The organism is Rhizobacter sp. P2_G4, assembly GCF_056403575.1.
On record NZ_JBFUFG010000002.1, the window covers coordinates 1147498 to 1167415 of the forward strand.

The window sequence follows — 19918 nt, forward strand, 5'->3', positions numbered from 1 at the left end:
AGTGATGTGAGATGAGTGACAAGCTGTTGCGCGTTGTCTGGATCGGCTTGCCCCAAGGCGCTACCTTGCCCTGGGCCCTGCCCGCCGGTTCGCCGTGGGGGCCATTCGTGGCCGACTCGGTGGACACGCTCGACGTGTTGAGTGCCGGTGAATCGCAGCCGGCCGATGCCTTGCTGCTGTACCTGCCCTCCGGTGCGCAAGCGCAGCCTGTTGCATGGCCGGCCTTGTCGGCCGCGTGCGCTGAAGCGGCCGTGATCGTCGTCACGGCCGAGGTCGACATCACCACGCAGCAGCGGCTGCTCTCCACCGGGGTGCAAGACGTGGTGCTCGAGTCCAACTCGACCTCGCTTGCGCAGCGTGTGCGCCTGGCCGTGGAGCGCCGTTCGGTGGAGAACGACGCGGTCAAGGCCTACGCCACCGACCTGGGCACGGGCCTGCCCAATCGGCAGCAATTCATCGAGCACATGAGCCAACTGCTGGCGCTGCGTGAGCGTGAGCCCAAGCCGGTGAGCGTGCTGGTGTTTCGCATCGAAGGCCTGCAAGGCCTGGAGGCGGCGCGTGGCCAGGAGTCGGCCAATGTCGTGCGGCGCAAGGTGGCGGTGCGGCTGCGCGCAGGTGTGCGAGCCAGCGATGTGGTGGCCTCGCTCGGCGTGGACGCGTTCGCGGTGCTGCTGTCGTCGACCGAATCACCGGCCGACGCCACGCACGTGGTCGACAAGCTGCAACGCTGGCTGCGCGAGCCGGTGACCGTCACCGGCACCAGCGTCGCGCTGACGAGTTTCGTCGGCGTGGCGCAGTTCCCGAAGGACGGGCGCCAGCCCGACGAGCTGCTGCGCCACGCGTCGACCGCTGCGATGCTCGGCGCCTACGGCATGCAGCCGGGCGCCGCCAACGACCCGATCACTTGAGAATATCGCCCAGGGCGAGGTACTTGATCTCGACGTAGTCTTCGATGCCATGGCGCGAACCTTCGCGCCCCAGGCCCGATTGCTTCACGCCGCCGAACGGCACTTCGGCCGTCGAGATGAGGCCGGTGTTCACCCCCACCATGCCCGATTCCAGCCCTTCGCCCACACGGAAGATGCGGCCGATGTCGCGGCTGTAGAAGTAGGCGGCCAGGCCGAACTCGGTGGCGTTGGCCATCGCCAGCGCTTCTTCTTCGGTCTTGAAGCGGAAAACCGGTGCCACTGGGCCGAAGGTTTCTTCGCGGGCGCACAGCATCTCGCTGGTGGTGTCAGTCAGCACCGTGGGCTCGAAGAAGCGGTCGCCGAATTTCTTGCCGCCGGTGAGCAGCTTGGCGCCCTTGGACAATGCGTCGGCCACATGGCTCTCGATCTTCTTGATGGCGTTGTCATCGATCATCGGGCCCTGCGTCACGCCGTCTTCGAAGCCGTTGCCGACCTTGATGGCCTTGGCCTTGGCAGCCAGCTTTTCGACGAACTCGTCGTAGACGGTGTCTTGCACATACAAGCGGTTGGCGCACACGCAGGTCTGCCCGGCGTTGCGGTACTTGCTGGCCAGCGCACCATCGACCGCGCTGTCGATGTCGGCGTCGTCGAACACGATGAAGGGCGCGTTGCCACCGAGCTCGAGCGAGAGCTTCTTGATGGTCGGCGCGCATTGCGCGGCGAGGATGCGGCCCACTTCGGTGGAGCCGGTGAAGGACAGGTGACGCACGATCTCGCTCTCGCACAGCAGCTTGCCGATCTCGGCGGACTTGTCGGCCGTGATGACGTTCAGCACGCCAGGCGGCAGGCCGGCGCGCTGGCCGAGCTCGGCTATCGCAAGTGCCGACAGCGGCGTCTGCCCCGCAGGCTTCACGATCACCGGGCAGCCTGCGGCCAGCGCCGGGCCGACCTTGCGCGTGATCATCGCGATGGGGAAGTTCCACGGCGTGATGGCCGCGCACACGCCCATGGCTTGCTTGATGACGAGGTAGCGCTTGTTGACGTCGGTGGTCGGGATGGTCTCGCCATAGACGCGTTTGCCTTCTTCGGCGAACCACTCGATGAAGCTCGCGCCGTAGACCACTTCGCCCTTGGCCTCGGCCAGCGGCTTGCCTTGCTCGGCGGTCATGATGCGTGCCAGGTCATCGGCGTGCTGGATCATCAGATGGAACCACTTCATCATGATCGCGCCGCGCTCCTTGGCGGTCTTGCTGCGCCAAAGCGGGAAGGCCTTGTTCGCAGCGTCCAGCGCGGCGCGCGTCTCGATCACGCCGAGGTTGGCCACGTCGACCAGCTTCTGGCTGGTGGCCGGGTCGATCACGTCGAAGCGGCCCTTGCCGCCGACCCATTCGCCGTTGATCAGCGCATTGGTGCGCAGCAGGCTGGGGTCGTTGAGCAGAACCAGAGGCGAGGATTTCATGTCCATGTCATATCTCCTTGAGGCGAGGTCAAAGGGGGTTGGGACCACTCTACTGCGCAGGCGGGGCCCACGGTCGCAAGCGGGTTTTAGGGCGAGGGCCTCAGCGGCGGCGCCCGCGCAGCCACTCGAGCGCGAGCAGCAGGCTGGTGGTGAAGAGGATCAGCAGCGTCGCCACGGCGGCAATCGTCGGCGAGATGTTCTCGCGGATGCCGTTGAACATCTGCCGCGGCAGCGTCAGCTGCTCGGGCCCGGCGAGGAAGAGGGCGACCACCACCTCGTCGAACGAGGTCGCGAAGGCAAACAGCGCGCCCGAGATCACGCCGGGTGCGATCACCGGCAGCGTGATGCGAAAGAAGCTGCGCAGCGGGCTCTCGCCCAGGCTCAAGCTCGCGCGCACCAAGTTCTGATTGAAGCCTTGCAGCGTGGCCAGCACAGTCGTCAGCACGAAGGGCGCTCCCAGGGCGGCATGCACGAGGATCAGCGCCAGGTAGCTGTCCGCCAGGCCGATCGGTGCGAAGAACAGGTAGGTGCCGACGCCCACCACGACGATGGGCACGACCATCGGCGCGATCAGCAGGCTCATCACCAGGCCCTTGAACGCGAATTGCGTGCGCACCAGGCCCACGGCGGCCATGGTGCCGAGCGTGGTGGCGATCAGCGTGGCGGCGGGCGCGACGATGAAGCTGTTCTTCGTGGCACGTGCCCACTCGGCCGAGGTGAAGAGGTTCTCGTACCACTTCAGCGACCAGCCGGGAATGGGGTAGGAAAGGAAGGAGCTGTCGCTGAACGACAGCGGAATGATCACCAGGATCGGCAGCAGCAGGAAGCCGAGCACAGCGACGCACAGCACGCGCAACGCCCACCAGCCGAGCTTGTCGAGCGGCGTGGCGTAGGCCGGGAAGGTCGGTAGCAGGCGTGCGACGGCGTTCATCAGGTCAGCCCAGGCTCAGTTCGGATTTGGTGACACGACGGTAGAACGCATACAGCACCAGCGTGGCGGTGAGCAGCAAGGCGCCCAGCGCACAGGCCATGCCCCAGTTGACGGTGACGTTCGTGTACTGCGCGATGTAGTAGCTCAGCATCTGGTCATCCGCACCGCCGAGCAGCGCGGGCGTCACGTAGTAGCCGATGCTCAGGATGAACACCAGCAACGCACCGGCGCCGATGCCGGGGTAGGTCTGCGGCACGTAGACGCGAAAGAAGGCCGCCAGCGGCGAGCTGCCCAGCGACACCGCTGCGCGCAGGTAGGTGGGCGGCACACTTTTCATCACGCTGTACAGCGGCAGGATCATGAAGGGCAGCAGGATGTGCGTCATCGCGATGACCACGCCCGTGCGGTTGAACAGCAGCGCGAGCGGCGAGGAGATCAGGTGCAGATCCCTCAGCGCGTGGTTCACCAAGCCTTCGGACTGCAGCAGCACGATCCACGCGGCCACGCGCACGAGGATGGAGGTCCAGAAGGGCACCAGCACAAGGATCATCAGCACATTGGCCTGCCGCGCCGAGAGCGTGCTGAGCCAGTAGGCGAGCGGGTAGCCCAGCAGCAGCGCGAACAGCGTGACGACGGCGCTGATCTCGAAGGTGCGCAGCAGGATGCGGCCGAACACGCGCTGTTCGGGGTCGACGCGCTCGACGCTGCCTTGCGCATCGCGCCGCAGGTCGACCGAGGTCAGCAGGTAATCGGGCGTCCAGCGCGCGCCGTTCTTTGCGATGGCGCGCCAGTAGGTGACGTCGCCCCAGCGGTCGTCGAGCGCGAGCAGCTTGGCTTTGATGTCGGCCGGCGTGGTGGCGCCCTCCAGCGGCAAGGCCTTGAAGGTGTTCATCACCAGCGAGCGGGCGCCGGGCGTGTCGCTGTTGAGGCGCCGCGCCAGCGCGCCGGCGTCGGAGCTGTCAGGCAGTGCGGCGAGGTCTTTCGTGATGGCGGCGAAGGCGTCTGCTTCGGGCACGCCCTCGCGCTTCCAGCCTTGCAAGGCGGTCACGGTGCGAGGCAATGCATTGGCAACTTCGGGGTTCTCGACCGCGCGCTTCAGCAGCGTGGCAATGGGAACCAGAAAGGTCAGCAGCAGGAAGATGAGCAAGGGCAGCGTCAGAGAGAACGCCCGCCACTTGCGCAACCGATCGGCACGCGCCAGCTGGCGACGCAGCGCCAGTGGGTCGGCAATGCCGGGGAGGGCGAGGCTTGCAGTGGTCATGGTGAAGCCTCGCTTCTCTTGGCTCGGTTTCAGGTCAGTTGGTTGCCCACGAAGCGAAGCGCTTCTCCAAATCCTCGCCCTGGTCGGCCCAGAACTTGAGGTTCATCTGCAGCGCCTCTTTCGCATTGGCCGGCGAGGTCGGCAGGTTGTCGAGCACCTTGGCGTCGAGCTTGGCCAGCGCCTTGTTGTTGGTCGGGCCGTAGGCGATGTTCTTCGCGTACTCGGCCTGCGCATCGGCGGTGCTGGCGAAGGCGATGAACTTCAGCGAAGCATCCTTGTTCGGTGCGCCCTTCGGGATGACCCAGTAGTCGAGGTCGTAGATGCCGCCGATCCAGGTGATCTTGAGGTTCTTGCCTTCGCGGTTGGCGGCGTCGATGCGGCCGTTGTAGACGGTCGTCATCACCACGTCGCCGGCGACCAGGAACTGCGGCGGCTGCGCGCCGGCTTCCCACCACTGGATGTTGGGCTTGAGTTCGGTCAGCTTCTTGAACGCGCGGGCGGCACCGTCTTTGGTGGCCAGCACCTTGTAGACGTCGGCGGGCTTGACGCCGTCGGCCATCAACGCGAATTCGAGGTTGTAGCGCGCGCCCTTGCGCATGCCGCGCTTGCCGGGGAATTTCTTGGTGTCCCAGAAATCGGCCCAGGTCTTGGGGCCGTCTTTCAGCTTGTCGCCGTTGTAGGCCATCACGGTCGACCACACGAAGACGCCGATGCCGCACTCGGTGACGGCCGCGGGGTTGAAGTCGGCCTTGTTGCCGATCTTGCTGTAGTCGAGCTTCTCGAACAGGCCTTCGTCGCAGCCGCGTGCCACGTCGGGCGACTCGACCTCGACCACGTCCCAGGTGACCTTCTTGGTCTCGACCATGGCCTTGATCTTGGCCTGCTCGCCGTTGTATTCGACCGCGACGACCTTGGTGCCGGTCTTCTCGAAGGGCTCGTAGTAGGCCTTCTTCTGTGCATTGGCGTTTGCGCCGCCGAAGTTCACGACGGTGATCTGCTGCTGCGCCAGGGCGGGCAGCGAACTCGCGGCCACCAGCAGCGCGGCCAGGATGCTCTTGTTCATGGTGTCAACTTCTCCTAGGTTGGGAAACTTCTTGCGGGGGATCAAGCGTAAATGCGCGTCAGCTCAGGCGCCAGTTCAAGCCACACCGCGCTGCCGACCTGCGGCACCTGCGGTGCCGACAGCGGCAGCTTCACGGTGGCGAGGGCCTGGCCTTCGCCGAGGTGGCACAGCAGCCTCAGGTGATCGCCGAAATAGATCAGGTTGCGCACCTCGGCCTGCAGCACGTTGCCGCGCTCGCTGGGCGCTTCGGCGTGCACTGCGATGCGCTCGGGGCGGATACAGGCCTCGACCTGCGCGCCGACCTTCGCACCGTTGATGTTGAGGCCGGTCAGCACGCGCCCGTCGGTGAGCACGATGCCGCAGCGGTCGCTGTCGTTGTCGACCTGGGCGGCGCGCACGGTGCCACGCAGCGTGGCGCTGTCGCCGATGAAGCCGGCCACGAAGCGGTTGGCCGGCGCTTCGTACATGCGCTCGACGACGTCGATCTGCTGGATCGCGCCGTCGTTGAACACGGCCACGCGGTCGCTCATGGTGAGTGCTTCACCCTGGTCGTGCGTCACGTAGACGAAGGTCACGCCGAGCTGGCGGTGCAGCTCCTTCAGCTCGATCTGCATGTGCTCGCGCAGCTGCTTGTCGAGCGCGCCCAGCGGCTCGTCCATCAGCACCAGCTGCGGCTCGAACACCAGCGCGCGGGCCAGCGCCACACGCTGCTGCTGGCCGCCCGAAAGCTGGCCCGGCAGCCGTGCATCCATGTTGCGCAGCTGCACCATTCCGAGTGCGCGCTCGACGCGCTTGGTGATGTCGGCATGCGGCACCTTGCGCACTGTGAGCGGGTAGGCCACGTTCTGCGCCACGGTGAGGTGCGGGAACAGCGCGTAGTTCTGGAACACCATGCCGAAGTTGCGTTTGTGCGGCGGAGTGCGCGTGATCGGCTTGCCGTCGAGCAGGATGTCGCCGGCGGTGGGCGACTCGAAGCCCGCCAGCATCATCAGCGTGGTCGTCTTGCCCGAACCCGAGGGGCCGAGCAGCGTGAGGAACTCGCCGCGCCGGATGTCGAGGTCGAGCTGCTTGACGACGAGCTGCACGCCGTCATACGTCTTCTGCACGCCAGTGAAGCGCACCAAGGGCACGTCGGTGCCCGGCCGCGTTGCCGTGGCGGGAGAGGGGCGAGATTCAGCAGCGGGCGATGGCGGCATGGCGGGCTCTCGAGGGACAGGTTTATTGGACCGAAAGCAAGCTGTCGGCCAGGATCTGCAGGCCTTCGTCGATCTGGGCGTCGGGCGCCGTCAAGGGTACGAGGAAGCGGATCACGTTGCCATAGCTGCCGCACGAAAGAAGCAACAGGCCGCGGCGTGCCGCCTCGGCGATCACGCGCTTCGTGAGCTCGGCATCGGGTTGCTCCAGGTCGCCGTTCTGGCACAGCTCGATGGCGACCATCGCGCCGAGGCCACGCACGTCCATGATCGCCGGCACCTGGGCCGCGATGGCCTTGAGCCCGGTGATCAGCCGCTCGCCGATCGCCTGCGCACGTGCCAGCAGCTGCTCTTCTTCGAACACCTTCAGCACCGCGAGTGCCGCCACGCAACCGATCGGGCTGCCGGCGTAGGTGCCGCCCAGTCCGCCGGGGCCGGGCGCGTCCATCACGTCGGCTCGGCCCACCACGCCGGAGATCGGGAAGCCGCCGGCCATCGACTTGGCGGTCGCGATCAGATCGGGCGCCACCGGCCACTGCTCGCTGGCGAACCAAGTGCCGGTGCGGCCGGCGCCGGTCTGTACTTCGTCAGCGATCAGCAGGATGCCATGCTGGTCGGCAATGGCCTTGAGGCCGGCGATGAAGGCCTTGGGAGCGATGTAGAAGCCGCCTTCGCCTTGCACCGGCTCGACGATGAAGGCCGCCACGCGGCCGGGTTCGATGTCGTTCTTGAGGAGCTGCTCCACCGATTTCAGCGAGTCTTCGACGCTCACGCCGTGCAGCGGGTTCGGGAAGCGCGCATGGAACACCTCGCCCGGAAACGGCCCGAAGCCGGTCTTGTAGGGCGTGACCTTGCCGGTCATGCCCAGCGTGAGCAGCGTGCGGCCGTGGTAGCCGCCGCTGAACGCGATCACGCCGGGGCGGCCGGTGTGGGCGCGGGCGATCTTCACCGCGTTCTCGACCGCCTCGGCGCCGGTCGACAGGAACAGTGCCTTCTTGGCGAAGCTGCCCGGTGCCAGCGCGATCAGGCGCTCGGCGAGTTCGACGTAGGGCTCGTAGGCCACCACCTGGAAGCAGGTGTGCGAGTAGGCGTCGAGCTGGGCTTTCACCGCTTCGATGATGCGCGGGTGGGTGTGGCCGGTGTTGAGCACGGCGATGCCGCCGACGAAATCGAGGTAGCGCTTGCCTTCCACGTCCCACACCTCGGCGTTGGCGCCGCGGCTGATGAAGATCGGGTGGGCCTGGCCCACGCCGCGCGCGACGGCGGCGTGGCGGCGGGCCATCAGCGTGGCGTTGTCGGGTTGTGCAGTGGTGGCCATGGTGTTCCTTTCGTCGGAAAGCCGAGACTCTAGGCAGCGTGGCCGGGCGATACCATATACAGCGGGCTGCAGACGGTGGTGCACTGTGCAGGCCAAAGCACCTGTACATGAAAGCACCTAGGCGGTGCGCCGAAATCACAAGCACCGATGTTCATCCTCAACCCGCAATCGTCCACGCCCCTGGTGACGCAGATCGTCGAAGGTCTGCGGCGCCTGATCGTGGAGCAGTCGCTGCGGCCCGGCGCCAAGCTGCCGTCGATCCGGGCCTTTGCCGCGTCGCACGGCGTCAGCGTTTTTACGGTGGTCGAGGCCTACGACCGATTGGTCGCGCAGGGCTGGTTGGTGTCGCGCACGCATTCGGGCTTTTATGTGAAGCGGCGCGACACGCCGGCGCCTGGCGAAGGCCAGCGGGTGGCCACCGACCTGCGCTTCGACGCGCGCTGGTACCTGCAGCAGATCTTCGAAACGCGCAATCTCTCGCTCAAGCCTGGCTGTGGCTGGTTGCCGAACGACTGGCTGTTCGAAGACGGCGTGCGCCGCAGCCTGCGCCAGCTGGCCACCGACGGTGCCGAGCTGGGCGGATACGGCCTGCCGCACGGGCACCTGGCCTTGCGCCTGCTGATTGCCGAGTCGCTCGCCGAGCACCAGATCGCAGTCGGTGCCGAGAACGTTTTGTTGACGCAGGGCTCCAGCCAGGCGCTCGACCTGGTGGCCCGCCGGCTCGTGAAGGCGGGCGATGCGGTGCTGGTCGACGACCCGGGTTACCCCAACCTGATGTTCATGCTGCGCTTTCTCGGCGCGCGGCTGATCGGCGTGCCACGCCTGGCCAATGGCTACGACCTGACGGCGCTCGAGGCATTGATCGTCGAGCACAAGCCGACGGTCTTTTTCACCCAGCCGCGGCTGCAAAGCCCCACCAACTCGGTGACGCCGGTGGCGCAGCTCTTTCGCCTGCTGCAACTCGCCGAACAGCATGGCCTGACGCTGGTCGAGAACGACATCTACACCGACCTCGACCCCGAGGCACGGCCCTCACTGGCGAGCCTGGACCAGGTCAAGCGCGTGGTCTACGTCGGCAGCTATTCGAAGACGATCTCGCCCAACATCCGCGTCGGCTACGTCGTCGCCAAACCCGACCTGCTCGAAGACCTGGCGCAGCTGAAGATGGTGTCGGGCCTGACCTCGTCGGACCTGACCGAGCGCCTGGCGTTCGGCGCCTTGTCCGAAGGGCGCTGGCGCAAGCACCTCAAGTCGCTGCGCAGCCGGCTCGCAGACGCACATGGGCGCGTCGCGCGCCGGTTGGCCGACCTGGGCTTCGAGCTGTTCAACGAGCCCAAGGCCGGCATGTACCTGTGGGCGCGCCACCCCGATCTGACCGACGGTGCCGAGCTCACTCGCCTGGCCGCGGGCGAGGGGATGATGCTCGGGCCGGGGCAGCTGTTCCTGGTCGAGCCGCGCACCACGGGCTGGTTGCGCTTCAACGTGGCCTTCAGCGACGACGAGCGGGTGTACGCCTTCCTGGCCGGGCAGATCCAGCTGCAGGCACAGAGCGCAGCGGCCTGAGCTGTCCGACGGGAGCGGCTTTCTATAATCGACGGTTCCGCCGCAGGCAGCCTTTGCTAGCGGCCTTTAAGAGAGAACCGGATGAAAGCCTCCGAGATCCGCGATACCTTCCTGAAGTTCTTCGAATCCAAGGGCCACACCATCGTGGCCTCGAGCCCGCTGGTGCCGGCCAACGACCCGACGCTGATGTTCACCAACTCGGGCATGGTGCAGTTCAAGGACGTATTCCTCGGCTCCGACAAGCGCCCCTACGTGCGCGCGGCTTCCGTCCAGGCCTGCCTGAGGGCTGGCGGCAAGCACAACGACCTCGAGAACGTGGGCTACACAGCGCGCCACCACACCTTCTTCGAGATGCTCGGCAACTGGAGCTTCGGCGACTACTTCAAGCACGACGCACTCACCTGGGCCTGGGAGCTGTTGACCAAGGTCTACAAGCTGCCGGCCGACAAGCTGTGGGCGACGGTCTATATCGATGACGACGAGGCCTACGACATCTGGACCAAGGTGATCGGCCTGCCGCCCGAGCGCGTGGTGCGCATCGGCGACAACAAGGGCGCCAAGTACGCCTCCGACAACTTCTGGATGATGGCCGACACCGGCCCCTGCGGCCCCTGCTCGGAGATCTTCTACGACCACGGCCCCGAGATCGCCGGCGGCCCGCCCGGCTCGCCCGATGCCGATGGCGACCGCTACATCGAGATCTGGAACAACGTGTTCATGCAGTTCGACATGCAGCCCGACGGCAGCATCAAGAAACTGCCCGCGCCCTGCGTGGACACCGGCATGGGCATGGAGCGCCTGGCGGCGATCCTGCAGCACGTGCACAGCAACTACGAGATCGACCTGTTCGACAAGCTGATCCGCGCCGCCTCGCGCGAGACGGGCGAAAAAGACCTGTCGAACAAGAGCCTGCGGGTGATTGCCGACCACATCCGCGCGACCGCCTTCCTGGTGAGCGACGGTGTGATCCCGAGCAACGAAGGCCGCGGCTACGTGCAGCGCCGCATCATCCGCCGCGGCATTCGCCACGGCTACAAGCTCGGTCAGAAGAAGCCGTTCTTCCACAAGCTGGTGGCCGATCTGGTCAGCGAAATGGGTGCCGCTTACCCGAAGCTCGCCGCCGAGCAACAGCACATCACCGACACGCTGAAGGCCGAGGAAGTGCGCTTCTTCGAGACCCTGGCCAACGGCATGGAGATCCTCGACGCCGCACTGGCTGGTGGCCAGAAGACGCTGCCGGGCGAGGTGGCCTTCAAGCTGCATGACACCTACGGTTTCCCGCTCGACCTGACACAAGACGTCTGCCGCGAGCGCGGTGTCGGCGTCGACGAAGCCGGGTTCGATGCGGCGATGGAGCAGCAAAAGGCCGCCGGCCGCGCCGCAGGCAAATTCAAGATGGCACGCGCCGTGGAGTACACCGGTGAGGGCCATGCCTTCACCGGCTACGAGCACCTCGAAGAGAAGGCGAAGGTGCTGGCGCTGTACCACGAAGGCAATGCGGTGCAGCAGCTGACCGAAGGCCAGGCCGGCATCGTCGTGCTGAGCGTGACACCCTTCTACGCCGAGAGCGGCGGCCAGGTCGGCGACCAAGGTTCGCTGACGGCCGAAGGTGTGCTGTTCGGCGTGCAGGACACGCAGAAGATCAAGGCCGATGTGTTCGGCCACCACGGCATCCAGAGCCAGGGCACGCTGAAGGTCGGCGACACCGTGATGGCGCGCGTCGATGGCAGCGTGCGCGCGGCCACGGTGCGCAACCACAGCGCCACCCACCTGATGCACAAGGCACTGCGCGAGGTGCTGGGCACGCACGTGCAGCAGAAGGGCTCGCTGGTCGATGCCGACAAGACGCGCTTCGACTTCGCGCACAACGCGCCGGTGACGCCGCAGCAGATCGCCGAGATCGAGCGCCGCGTCAACATCGAGATCCTCGCCAACGAGGCCACGCAGGCCCGTGTGATGGACATCGAGTCGGCACAAAAGACCGGCGCGATGATGCTGTTCGGTGAGAAGTACGGCGAGAGCGTGCGCGTGCTCGACATCGGCAGCAGCCGCGAACTCTGCGGTGGCACGCACGTGTCCCGCACCGGCGACATTGGCCTGTTCAAGGTCGTGGCCGAGAGCGGCGTGGCTGCGGGCGTCCGCCGCATCGAAGCGGTGACCGGCGCCAATGCGCTGACGTATCTGCAGACGCTCGAAGGCACCGTCAACCAGCTCGCGCACACGCTCAAGTCCGCGCCCACCGAAGTGCCTCAGCGCCTGAGCCAGGTGCTGGAGCAGGTGAAGGCCCTGGAAAAAGAGCTGAATGCCGTGAAAGGCAAGCTCGCTTCGTCGCAAGGTGACGACCTGCTGTCGCAAGCCATCGACGTGAAGGGCCTGAAGGTGCTGGCTGCCGTGCTCGACGGTGCCGACGCCAAGAGCCTGCGCGAGACGCTCGACAAGCTGAAGGACAAGCTCAAGACCGCCGCCATCGTGCTGGCCGCGGTGCAAGACGGCAAGGTTCAGCTCGCCGCAGGCGTGACGAGCGACAGCATCGGCAAGGTCAAGGCCGGCGAACTGGTCAACTTCGTTGCCCAGCAAGTAGGCGGCAAGGGCGGCGGCAAGCCCGACATGGCCATGGCCGGTGGCACTGACCCGACGAACCTGTCGACAGCGCTGGCGTCGGTGAAGGGCTGGGTCGCCGAGCGGGTGTGATGCGGCGCTAGACCAGCGCGTCGCTGGCCAGCTTGACGGCGCCTGACGACGCGATGAGCTGCGCCATGTCGAGCAGCGTCAACATCTGCTGGTGCCCGCGCACCAGGCGTTCGCCGCTGTGCGCGCTCTGGTGCACTGGCTGGAGCTCGTTCTCGGGCACTTCGAACACCGGGCCGAGTTCGTCGACACGCAAGGCGAAGCGCTGGCCGGCCGGGCCTTGCACCACGATGACGGGTGCGTCGAGGTCGGTGGTGGCGCGTCGCGTGCGCAGCCTCGCCACGTCGACCACCGGTAGCAGCTGGCCTTCGTAGACCGTCATGCCCAGCAGGTGGGCGGGTGCGTTCGGGATCGCGGCCAACCGCGGGCGCTGCAAAGCCTGCAGCGCTGCCGCGGCGGGCAGGCCGAGCCATTGGCCGTCGCACAGAAAGCTGGCGATCGACATCACCGGAACCGCTGCCGCAGTGCGGCGCGGGGCCGACACCTCGAATGCCGGTGTCGCCGGTGCGGCGGCGGCTTTGTGGCTTCCCAGGCGCAGCAGCATCAGGCCGGCCACGTCGTCGGGCCGGTTGTCGCCGCTGGCGCCGTATTCGCGGTAGCCGCCTGACATGCTGTAGCCGGCGGCGTAGGCCGTGCCGTCGATGTCGATCACGGCCGTGTCGGCCGCGCCGCGAGCGAGTGTTGCTAGGCCGGGAGGCAGCGGGGCATCGCTGCCGACGGGCCAGCGCATGTCGCTGCTCGAGACCACCTTGCCGCTGCGTGTGACCAGCAAGCTTGCAGCCGATTGAGATTCACTGCCTTGCGGCAAGGAGTCTCTCAACATCGCTTCGAACTGAGGCTCGCCGTCGAACACGATGGCGATGCCGCCGACCACGCGCGCTTGCGAGTCGGGTGAACGCAAGGCGGCCGCAAACACGTACGTGGCGCGGTCGCCGTACAGCGGGCTCTGTGTGTGAGCCGAGGCGGCGTAGCTCTGCGAATCGCGCAGGTTGAGCGTCTCGCGCACCCACGGAGCATCCAGTGTCTGGCCACGCCACTGCGCGGCGGCTGGGTCGGAGACCGCGATCACTTCGCCTTGGGTGTCGAACAAGACCAGCAGCGAGTACACGGTGTACAGCCCGTTGATGCGCGCCAGCACGGCGGCGGCCGCGCTGGCGTCGCGCTGCTCGGCCGGCTGGGCGAGCACCTGGCGCAGCACGCCGTCGAGTGCCCACCAGCGGCAGTCGTTGGCGCGCTCGTAGAGGTTGCGGTCCATGATGTCGATGGCCAGGCGCGCGTGGTGGCGCGCCTGCTCGAACACCGCCGACAAGGTGGACAGGTGCAGCTGCTCGGTGGCCTGGTCGAAGACCTGGCGGATGCGTTCGCCGGTGAGCCCGACCTCGCGCAGCAGCGTGGCAGTGAACGCCGGTGACGAGCCGGCGGTGGCCGGTTGCAGCTTGCCGTTCCACAGCACGCGTGAGAGATCGCGTTGGATGTGCAGGGCTTCGGTGGGAATGCCGCGCAGCTCTTCGTTGAAGAGCGCCTGAGTGTCGATGTTGCGCAGCACGCTCTCGGGCATGGCCGACGAGCCGTCGTTGCGCGGCTCGAAAGCCTGGTCGATGGGCACGATCACGCGGGCCGACCAGCCCGGGCCGTGGTAGCCCTCGTAGGCATTGGCGGCGGCGGTCACGCTCAGGTACTCGCGGCCGGCGAACTTCATGTGCTGGTGTCCGCTGTTGCCGGTGGGTTGCAGCACGGCGCCTAGCGGCAACTGCCAGCGGTCGGACGATGCCAGCACCTCGCCAGCCGGGTCGACGAGCGCGATCACGGCCGGGTCGTCGGCGGACAGCAATTGCTTGAACACGCCCTGCATCTCGTCGGCAAAGCGGAACGACAGGCACATCACGCCGAGCGTCTGGCTGCCGTTGCGGATGGCGGCGGCGTAGAGCAGGGCCGTGCGCCCACCCATGGTGGGCGACGGGCCGTAGTGTTCGACGTAGGGCGCGCCGGCCAGGGCCTGTGCGAGCCAGGGTTCGGTGCAAGGGGCGCTGGTGCTGATGCGGCCGTCGAGCCGGGCCAGCACGTGGCCTTCGGGGGTGAGCACGACGATGTCGTCGTACACGCTGTACTTGGCGGCGTAGTCGGCGAAGCGGGCTTCGAGCTGGCGCTGCAACTCGGCGTCGGGTGCATCGGTGCCGGTGTGGGCCTGCATGAACTCGCGCACGTTGGTGTCGGTCGACAGGAAGCCGATGTCGGCCGTGCGCTCGAACAGGTTGCGCACGAGGATGTCGATCGCCACCTGGCCCTGGTTGCGCATCTGCTGCACCACGTTGGTCAACAAGCAGCGGCCCAGGCTGTCGAGCAATTTTTCGGTCAAGGCCTGAAACGCGCTGCGCGTGGCGACGATGTCGGGCAGCGTGCCGCTCATCTGGCCGAGCATGGACAGGCTGTCCCACACGCCTTGCAGGCGCAGAAGCGATTCGCGGTATTCGTCGACCGCGGGCATGCGCGCCACCAGCGGGGCAACTTCGGCTGAGAACGGAATCCCCCGACGCAAGATCTTCTTCGTAGTCATGTCGATGCGGCACGACGATCGGCCACCCTAGTGCGGACAACGTAGGCTAACGAGGCCAGTGCAGGCGTAAGCATCGAAAAGCGGGGCCTCCGCCATGCAATCGCATGCACCAATCCAGCAAGCACCGCCACAGTGCACGCTTGACGAAGCGCAGCGGCTGCTTCGATACTGCTGGCATGCCTTCTCGCACCAATCCCCTTGCAATCCAGCTGCTGCCGATGACGGCGGGCGCTTTTGCGGCCGCTGTCATTCACATGCAGCACGTCCAGATCGAGGGGCTTCTGTAGCGGGCGCGCAGTTTCACCGATTCGTTTCACCCCCTCATCGCCCGCCACCAGCGGGCGTTGTCGTTTCTGGCCCGGCTTGATACCCAAGCCACATCAGGAGTGTTTGTCATGACGATCACCGTTCGTCGCACCTCGGTACAAGATGCAGCTGCCTTGGCACGCATCATGGGCGACCCTGCGGTCTACCCGGGCCTGATGCAGATGCCCTACACCGACGAAGACACCTGGCGCGCGCGCCTCACCGAGAACTGCGCGCCGGGCAAGATCGACTTGCTGCTGTGCGCCGAGAGAGACGGCAAGGTGGTCGGCTCCTGTGGCCTGCACCCGGTCGGCCCGGCCGTGCGGCGGCGCCATGCCTGGGTGCTAGGGATCTCGGTGTTGCCCGAAGCGCAAGGCCTCGGCGTGGGCTCGGCCCTGATGGCGGCCATGTGCGACTATGCCGACCGCTGGGTGGGCGCCCTGCGCCTGGAACTCACGGTGTATGTCGACAACGACAAGGCGTTGGCGCTGTACCGCAAGTTCGGGTTCGTGATCGAAGGCACGTTCAAGGGCTATGCGCTGCGAGATGGGGTGTACGTGGATGCGTACGCCATGGCGCGGTTTCATCCCAACCCACCGCGCATACTGCCGGCCTGACAAGGGATTCCACATGAGAGCTTTCACGATCGCTGCGTTCTGCTTGGCCGCCCAGTTCGCCACCCACGGTGCCTGGGCGCAGGCACCGCAGGAGCCGCCGTTGTCTGCCTGGGCCACGCCGCAGAGCGTGGCGCGCACCTTCCAGCAGGCGTGCGTGGCCACGGGCGGCGACGAATCGGCCGCGGTGGACTGGGCCTTGTCCCAGGGCTTCGAGCCGGCCGAGGCGATGCGCGGCAACGTCGACGGCCTGCTCTCGGGTCAGCCCGGCAGTGTGCTGGCGGCACCCGGCACGCGCGGCCGTGTGCTGCTGGCCGCGGCGAAGGGCCGGCAATGCACGGTGTGGGCGGACCAGACTGCCGGCCCGGCACTGCGCACAGCGCTGATCGAGGCGCTGGCTGCGCTCACCAGCAAGGGCGCACGCCTGCAGCTGGTGGTCGACCGCAACTTCGAGCGTGCCGGTGCATGGCGCAACCAGATGCAGTGGCGCTACCGCGCGGTGGGCGTCATCGGTGACCTGGGCCTCGGGTCCATCACGACCTTGTCGGACACGCCCGGCACCCAGGCGCTGAACGCCGCGCCGCTGCCCGCCACGCCGGCCTTCGCGCCGGACGGGCTGCCCACGCGATGAGTCGCTTCGGTGTGGTGGCCTTGCTGGCTGCCGTCTGCGGAATCGGCGGGATGGGCGCAACGGGCCAGGCGCACGCGCAGACGACCATCGAGTTCGCCAGCCTCGACGCGCCCGACGGCCATGCCGTTCAGCTCAAGGGCTACTGGTACGCCGCGGCATCGCCCAAGGCTCCTGCCGTGGCGCTGTTCCATGGCTGCAGCGGCCTGTACGGCAAGCACGGCCAGATCGGCGAGCGCATGCGCGGCTATGCCGCCTTGCTCAACGAACAGGGCATGCATGCGTTGGTGGTGGATTCGCTCACACCGCGGGGCGAGAAGGAGATCTGCACCCAGCGTACCGGCACGCGCCGCATCACCCAGGCCAACCGCCGGCTCGATGCCCTGGCAGCGATGCAATGGCTGGCGCAGCGCAGCGACGTGGATGCGCAGCGTGTCGGCGTGATGGGCTGGTCGAACGGCGGCAGCACGGTGCTGTCGGCCACCAACAAACGCCATCGCGAGGTGGCGGGCTTTGCCGTGAAGCCAGCCTTCGCCGTCGCCTTCTACCCCGGTTGCGAAGCCGACTTGAAACGTGGCTACGCGCCTTCAGCGCCCTTGCTGATGCTGGTCGGCGAGGCCGACGACTGGACGCCTGCCGCGCCATGCCGTGAACTTGCTGCCCACGCGGACGGCCCTCAGCCCGAGATCGAGGCGTATGCCGGCGCGTACCACGGCTTCGACTCGAACGAGCGGGTGCGCTTGCGCAAGGACGTGCCCAACGGAGTCCACCCCGGCGAGGGCGTGCACGTCGGTGGCAATGCCGCTGCCTTGCAGCGCTCGCGCGAACGCTTGCTGCAGTTTCTACAGGCCTACCGACCCTAAGCCCCAAGCTCCGGCGAGGCCGGCAGCCGCCGCCATAATCGCGGTCCTGGCTCGCCCTGGACCTTCTCCATGCAGATCGGCTTTTCCGTCAACGAGATTCTTTGCCTGCTGAGCCTGGCGAGCGGTGCGCTGTGGCTCGCGTGGCGGCAGCGCTTGAAGCGCCACCCGTGGCCCGAGCGCAAGCCGATCTGGGTGACGCTCGGAGCCGAGCTGTTCATCGTGATCGCGTTGATGTTCACCTGCCGCGTGGCCCTGGCCGACTGGCCGCGCGTGCCCTCGGGCTCGATGGAGCCCACGCTGCGTGTCGGCGACTACCTGCTCGTCAACCACCTCGCGTACGGGCCGCGCTTGCCGTTCACCAACACCGCCATCGAGATGGGGCGCCCGCAGCGGGGTGACGTGGTGGTGTTCCGCTATCCGCTCGACGTGTCGGAGTTCTACGTCAAGCGCCTGGTCGGCCTGCCCGGTGACGTGGTGCGTTTCCAGAATGGCGTGGTCAGCGTCAACGGCGAGACCCAGGAGCCCGAGATGCTGAGCGACGGCACCGGCGACAGCGTGCGCAGCGAAGACCGCGGCCAGTGGCTGATGCGCGAGACCGTGCAAGACCGCCCGCGTGTCATCAAGCTCAACCCCTTTGTGCAAGGCCGGCTCGCACTCAACATGAAGCAGCCCGAGCTTGCCCAGCACTGCAGCGTCGAGACCGCAACCACCTGGCAGTGCACCGTGCCGCCCGGCCAGTACCTGATGCTAGGCGACAACCGCGACAACTCCGAAGACTCGCGCACCTGGGGCTTCTTGCCGCACGAGCAGGTGTATGGCAAGGCCGTGCGGGTGCTCTTCAACCTGTCCGACATGTCGCGCAGCTGGACACCGCTCTGATTCACATCGCCACAAACTTATGAGCCAAACACTTGATTTGCAGGGAAAGCACATCGTGCTCGGCCTGAGTGGCGGCATCGCCTGCTACAAGGCCGCCGAGCTGACACGGGCCCTCATCAAGGCCGGCGCCACCGTGCAGGTGGTGATGAGCGAAGCGGCCGAGCAGTTCATCACGCCGGTGACGATGCAGGCGCTGTCGAACCGCCGCGTCTACATCAGCCAGTGGGATGCGCGCGAAGACAACAACATGGCCCACATCAACCTGACGCGCCATGCCGACGCCGTGGTGGTGGCCCCGGCCAGCGCCGACCTGATGGCCAAGCTCGTGCAAGGCCGCGCCGACGACCTGCTGAGCCTCATGTGCCTGGCCCGCCAGATCGAGCGCTGCCCGTTGCTGGTGGCGCCCGCGATGAACCGCGAGATGTGGGCGCACCCCGCCACCCAGCGCAACGTGGCTCAGCTGCGCACAGATGGCACTGCGGTTCTTGGCCCGGGCAGCGGCGACCAGGCCTGCGGTGAGATCGGAGATGGCCGCATGCTCGAGCCGCACGAGATCGTCGAAGAACTGGTGGCCTTCTTCACACCCAAGGCGCTGGCTGGTCAGCGGCTACTGATCACCGCCGGCCCGACCTTCGAGCCGATCGATCCGGTGCGCGGCATCACCAACCTCTCCAGCGGCAAGATGGGTTTTGCCATCGCGCGGGCGGCGCAGGAGGCCGGTGCCGAGGTCACGCTGGTTGCCGGCCCGGTGCACCTGCCCACGCCGCGTGGCGTGCGCCGTGTCGACGTGCAGACCGCGCAGCAGATGTACGACGCCGTGGTGCCGCAGGCGCCGCAGTACTCGGTCTTCGTCGCCACCGCCGCGGTGGCCGATTGGCGGCCGGCCAGCCTGTCCGACCACAAGATCAAGAAGAACGGCAGCAAGGTCGCGCCGACGTTCGAGCTCACCGAGAACGCCGACATCCTCGCCGCCGTGGCCCAGCTGCCGAAGCGGCCGTACTGCGTGGGCTTCGCCGCCGAAAGCCACGACCTGCTGAAACACGCCACCGAGAAGCTGACGCGCAAGAACGTGCCGCTCATCGTCGGCAACCTCGGCCCGGCCACTTTCGGGCGCGACGACAACGCGCTGGTGCTGGTCGATGCGAACGGCCACCGCAACCTGCCACAGGCCGACAAACTCACGCTCGCTCGTGCACTGGTGAGCGAGATCGCTTCACGTCTCTCGAAGAAAACATGACCCCAATCGACCTGAAAGTGCTCGACGCCCGCATGGCCGAGCAACTGCCCGCTTATGCCACCGCCGGGAGCGCCGGCCTCGACCTGCGTGCTTGCCTCGACGCGCCGCTGGTGCTGGAGCCGGGGCAGACACAGCTCATCCCGACGGGCTTGGCCATCCACGTGGCCGACCCCGGCCTGGCGGCCTTGATCCTTCCGCGCTCGGGTTTGGGCCACAAGCACGGCATCGTGCTCGGGAACCTGGTCGGACTGATCGATTCCGACTACCAGGGCCAGCTGATGGTGAGTTGCTGGAACCGCGGGCAGGCCAGCTTCACCATTCAGCCGATGGAGCGCATCGCGCAGCTCGTGATCGTGCCGGTGGTGCAGGCGCAGTTTCGGGTGGTGGAAGAGTTCGGCGTCTCAGACCGTGGCGCCGGCGGTTTCGGCTCCACCGGCAAGCACTGACGGCAGC

General features: G+C 67.0%; 17 protein-coding genes. 10 read left to right on the forward strand and 7 right to left on the reverse strand.

Annotated elements, in window-relative coordinates; all coding sequences use genetic code 11:
• The first annotated feature begins 11 nt into the window (after positions 1–11).
• On the forward strand, positions 12–908 hold the full coding sequence (locus AC1DYS_RS11745) for a GGDEF domain-containing protein (protein ID WP_477899157.1): 897 nt from the start codon (positions 12–14) through the stop codon (positions 906–908).
• Here AC1DYS_RS11745 and AC1DYS_RS11750 read toward each other — a convergent pair.
• The 6 genes from AC1DYS_RS11750 to gabT all read right to left on the reverse strand — a co-directional run bounded on the left by AC1DYS_RS11750 (position 901) and on the right by gabT (position 8133).
• A complete protein-coding gene (locus AC1DYS_RS11750) occupies positions 901–2373 on the reverse strand; it encodes an NAD-dependent succinate-semialdehyde dehydrogenase (RefSeq protein WP_477899159.1) in 1473 nt (490 codons plus the stop codon). The genes AC1DYS_RS11745 and AC1DYS_RS11750 overlap by 8 nt on opposite strands.
• Before the next feature lie 94 nt (positions 2374–2467).
• Positions 2468–3298: an ABC transporter permease gene (locus tag AC1DYS_RS11755; protein WP_477899161.1), complete on the reverse strand. Its 831-nt coding sequence runs from the start codon at positions 3296–3298 to the stop codon at positions 2468–2470.
• Positions 3299–3302: 4 nt separating this feature from the next.
• Entirely contained in the window at positions 3303–4559 is a 1257-nt protein-coding gene (locus tag AC1DYS_RS11760; protein WP_477899164.1) for an ABC transporter permease, read from the reverse strand.
• Between the two features lie 34 nt (positions 4560–4593).
• On the reverse strand, positions 4594–5622 hold the full coding sequence (locus AC1DYS_RS11765) for an ABC transporter substrate-binding protein (RefSeq protein WP_477899166.1): 1029 nt from the start codon (positions 5620–5622) through the stop codon (positions 4594–4596).
• A gap of 41 nt (positions 5623–5663) precedes the next feature.
• Positions 5664–6818 (reverse strand): ABC transporter ATP-binding protein, encoded by a 1155-nt coding sequence (locus tag AC1DYS_RS11770; protein WP_477899168.1) that lies wholly within the window; start codon positions 6816–6818, stop codon positions 5664–5666.
• A gap of 22 nt (positions 6819–6840) precedes the next feature.
• Entirely contained in the window at positions 6841–8133 is a 1293-nt protein-coding gene (gabT, locus tag AC1DYS_RS11775; RefSeq protein ID WP_477899170.1) for a 4-aminobutyrate--2-oxoglutarate transaminase, read from the reverse strand.
• A 147-nt stretch (positions 8134–8280) separates the two neighbouring features.
• On the opposite strand from gabT, the gene AC1DYS_RS11780 reads away from it, so the two are divergent.
• Together AC1DYS_RS11780 and alaS are read left to right on the forward strand one after the other, a co-directional pair.
• Entirely contained in the window at positions 8281–9696 is a 1416-nt protein-coding gene (locus AC1DYS_RS11780; RefSeq protein WP_477899172.1) for an aminotransferase-like domain-containing protein, read from the forward strand.
• Positions 9697–9777: 81 nt separating this feature from the next.
• A complete protein-coding gene (gene alaS / locus AC1DYS_RS11785; RefSeq protein WP_477899174.1) occupies positions 9778–12387 on the forward strand; it encodes an alanine--tRNA ligase in 2610 nt (869 codons plus the stop codon).
• 7 nt (positions 12388–12394) lie between these two features.
• Here the strand turns inward: alaS and AC1DYS_RS11790 are convergent, their stop codons facing one another.
• The gene (locus AC1DYS_RS11790; protein ID WP_477899176.1) at positions 12395–14938 is read right to left on the reverse strand and encodes a chemotaxis protein CheW; all 2544 of its coding nucleotides are present in this window, start codon (positions 14936–14938) and stop codon (positions 12395–12397) included.
• Between the two features lie 104 nt (positions 14939–15042).
• Between AC1DYS_RS11790 and AC1DYS_RS11795 the strand changes: the two genes are divergently transcribed.
• From AC1DYS_RS11795 to dut, 7 genes are all read left to right on the forward strand, one after another.
• The gene (locus tag AC1DYS_RS11795) at positions 15043–15225 is read left to right on the forward strand and encodes a hypothetical protein (protein ID WP_477899178.1); all 183 of its coding nucleotides are present in this window, start codon (positions 15043–15045) and stop codon (positions 15223–15225) included.
• 108 nt (positions 15226–15333) lie between these two features.
• The gene (locus tag AC1DYS_RS11800) at positions 15334–15861 is read left to right on the forward strand and encodes a GNAT family N-acetyltransferase (RefSeq protein WP_477899180.1); all 528 of its coding nucleotides are present in this window, start codon (positions 15334–15336) and stop codon (positions 15859–15861) included.
• 13 nt (positions 15862–15874) lie between these two features.
• Complete coding sequence (locus AC1DYS_RS11805) at positions 15875–16489, forward strand: NMCC_0638 family (lipo)protein (protein ID WP_477899182.1); 615 nt, start codon at positions 15875–15877, stop codon at positions 16487–16489.
• Positions 16486–17349, forward strand: a complete 864-nt coding sequence (locus AC1DYS_RS11810; RefSeq protein WP_477899184.1) for a dienelactone hydrolase family protein — start codon at positions 16486–16488, stop codon at positions 17347–17349. The genes AC1DYS_RS11805 and AC1DYS_RS11810 overlap by 4 nt, the downstream gene beginning before the upstream one ends.
• Before the next feature lie 69 nt (positions 17350–17418).
• Complete coding sequence (gene lepB / locus AC1DYS_RS11815) at positions 17419–18228, forward strand: signal peptidase I (RefSeq protein WP_477899186.1); 810 nt, start codon at positions 17419–17421, stop codon at positions 18226–18228.
• A 19-nt stretch (positions 18229–18247) separates the two neighbouring features.
• The gene (coaBC, locus tag AC1DYS_RS11820; protein WP_477899188.1) at positions 18248–19465 is read left to right on the forward strand and encodes a bifunctional phosphopantothenoylcysteine decarboxylase/phosphopantothenate--cysteine ligase CoaBC; all 1218 of its coding nucleotides are present in this window, start codon (positions 18248–18250) and stop codon (positions 19463–19465) included.
• Positions 19462–19911 (forward strand): dUTP diphosphatase, encoded by a 450-nt coding sequence (dut, locus tag AC1DYS_RS11825; RefSeq protein WP_477899190.1) that lies wholly within the window; start codon positions 19462–19464, stop codon positions 19909–19911. Before coaBC ends, dut begins: the two co-directional genes overlap by 4 nt.
• Positions 19912–19918: the final 7 nt, after the last annotated feature.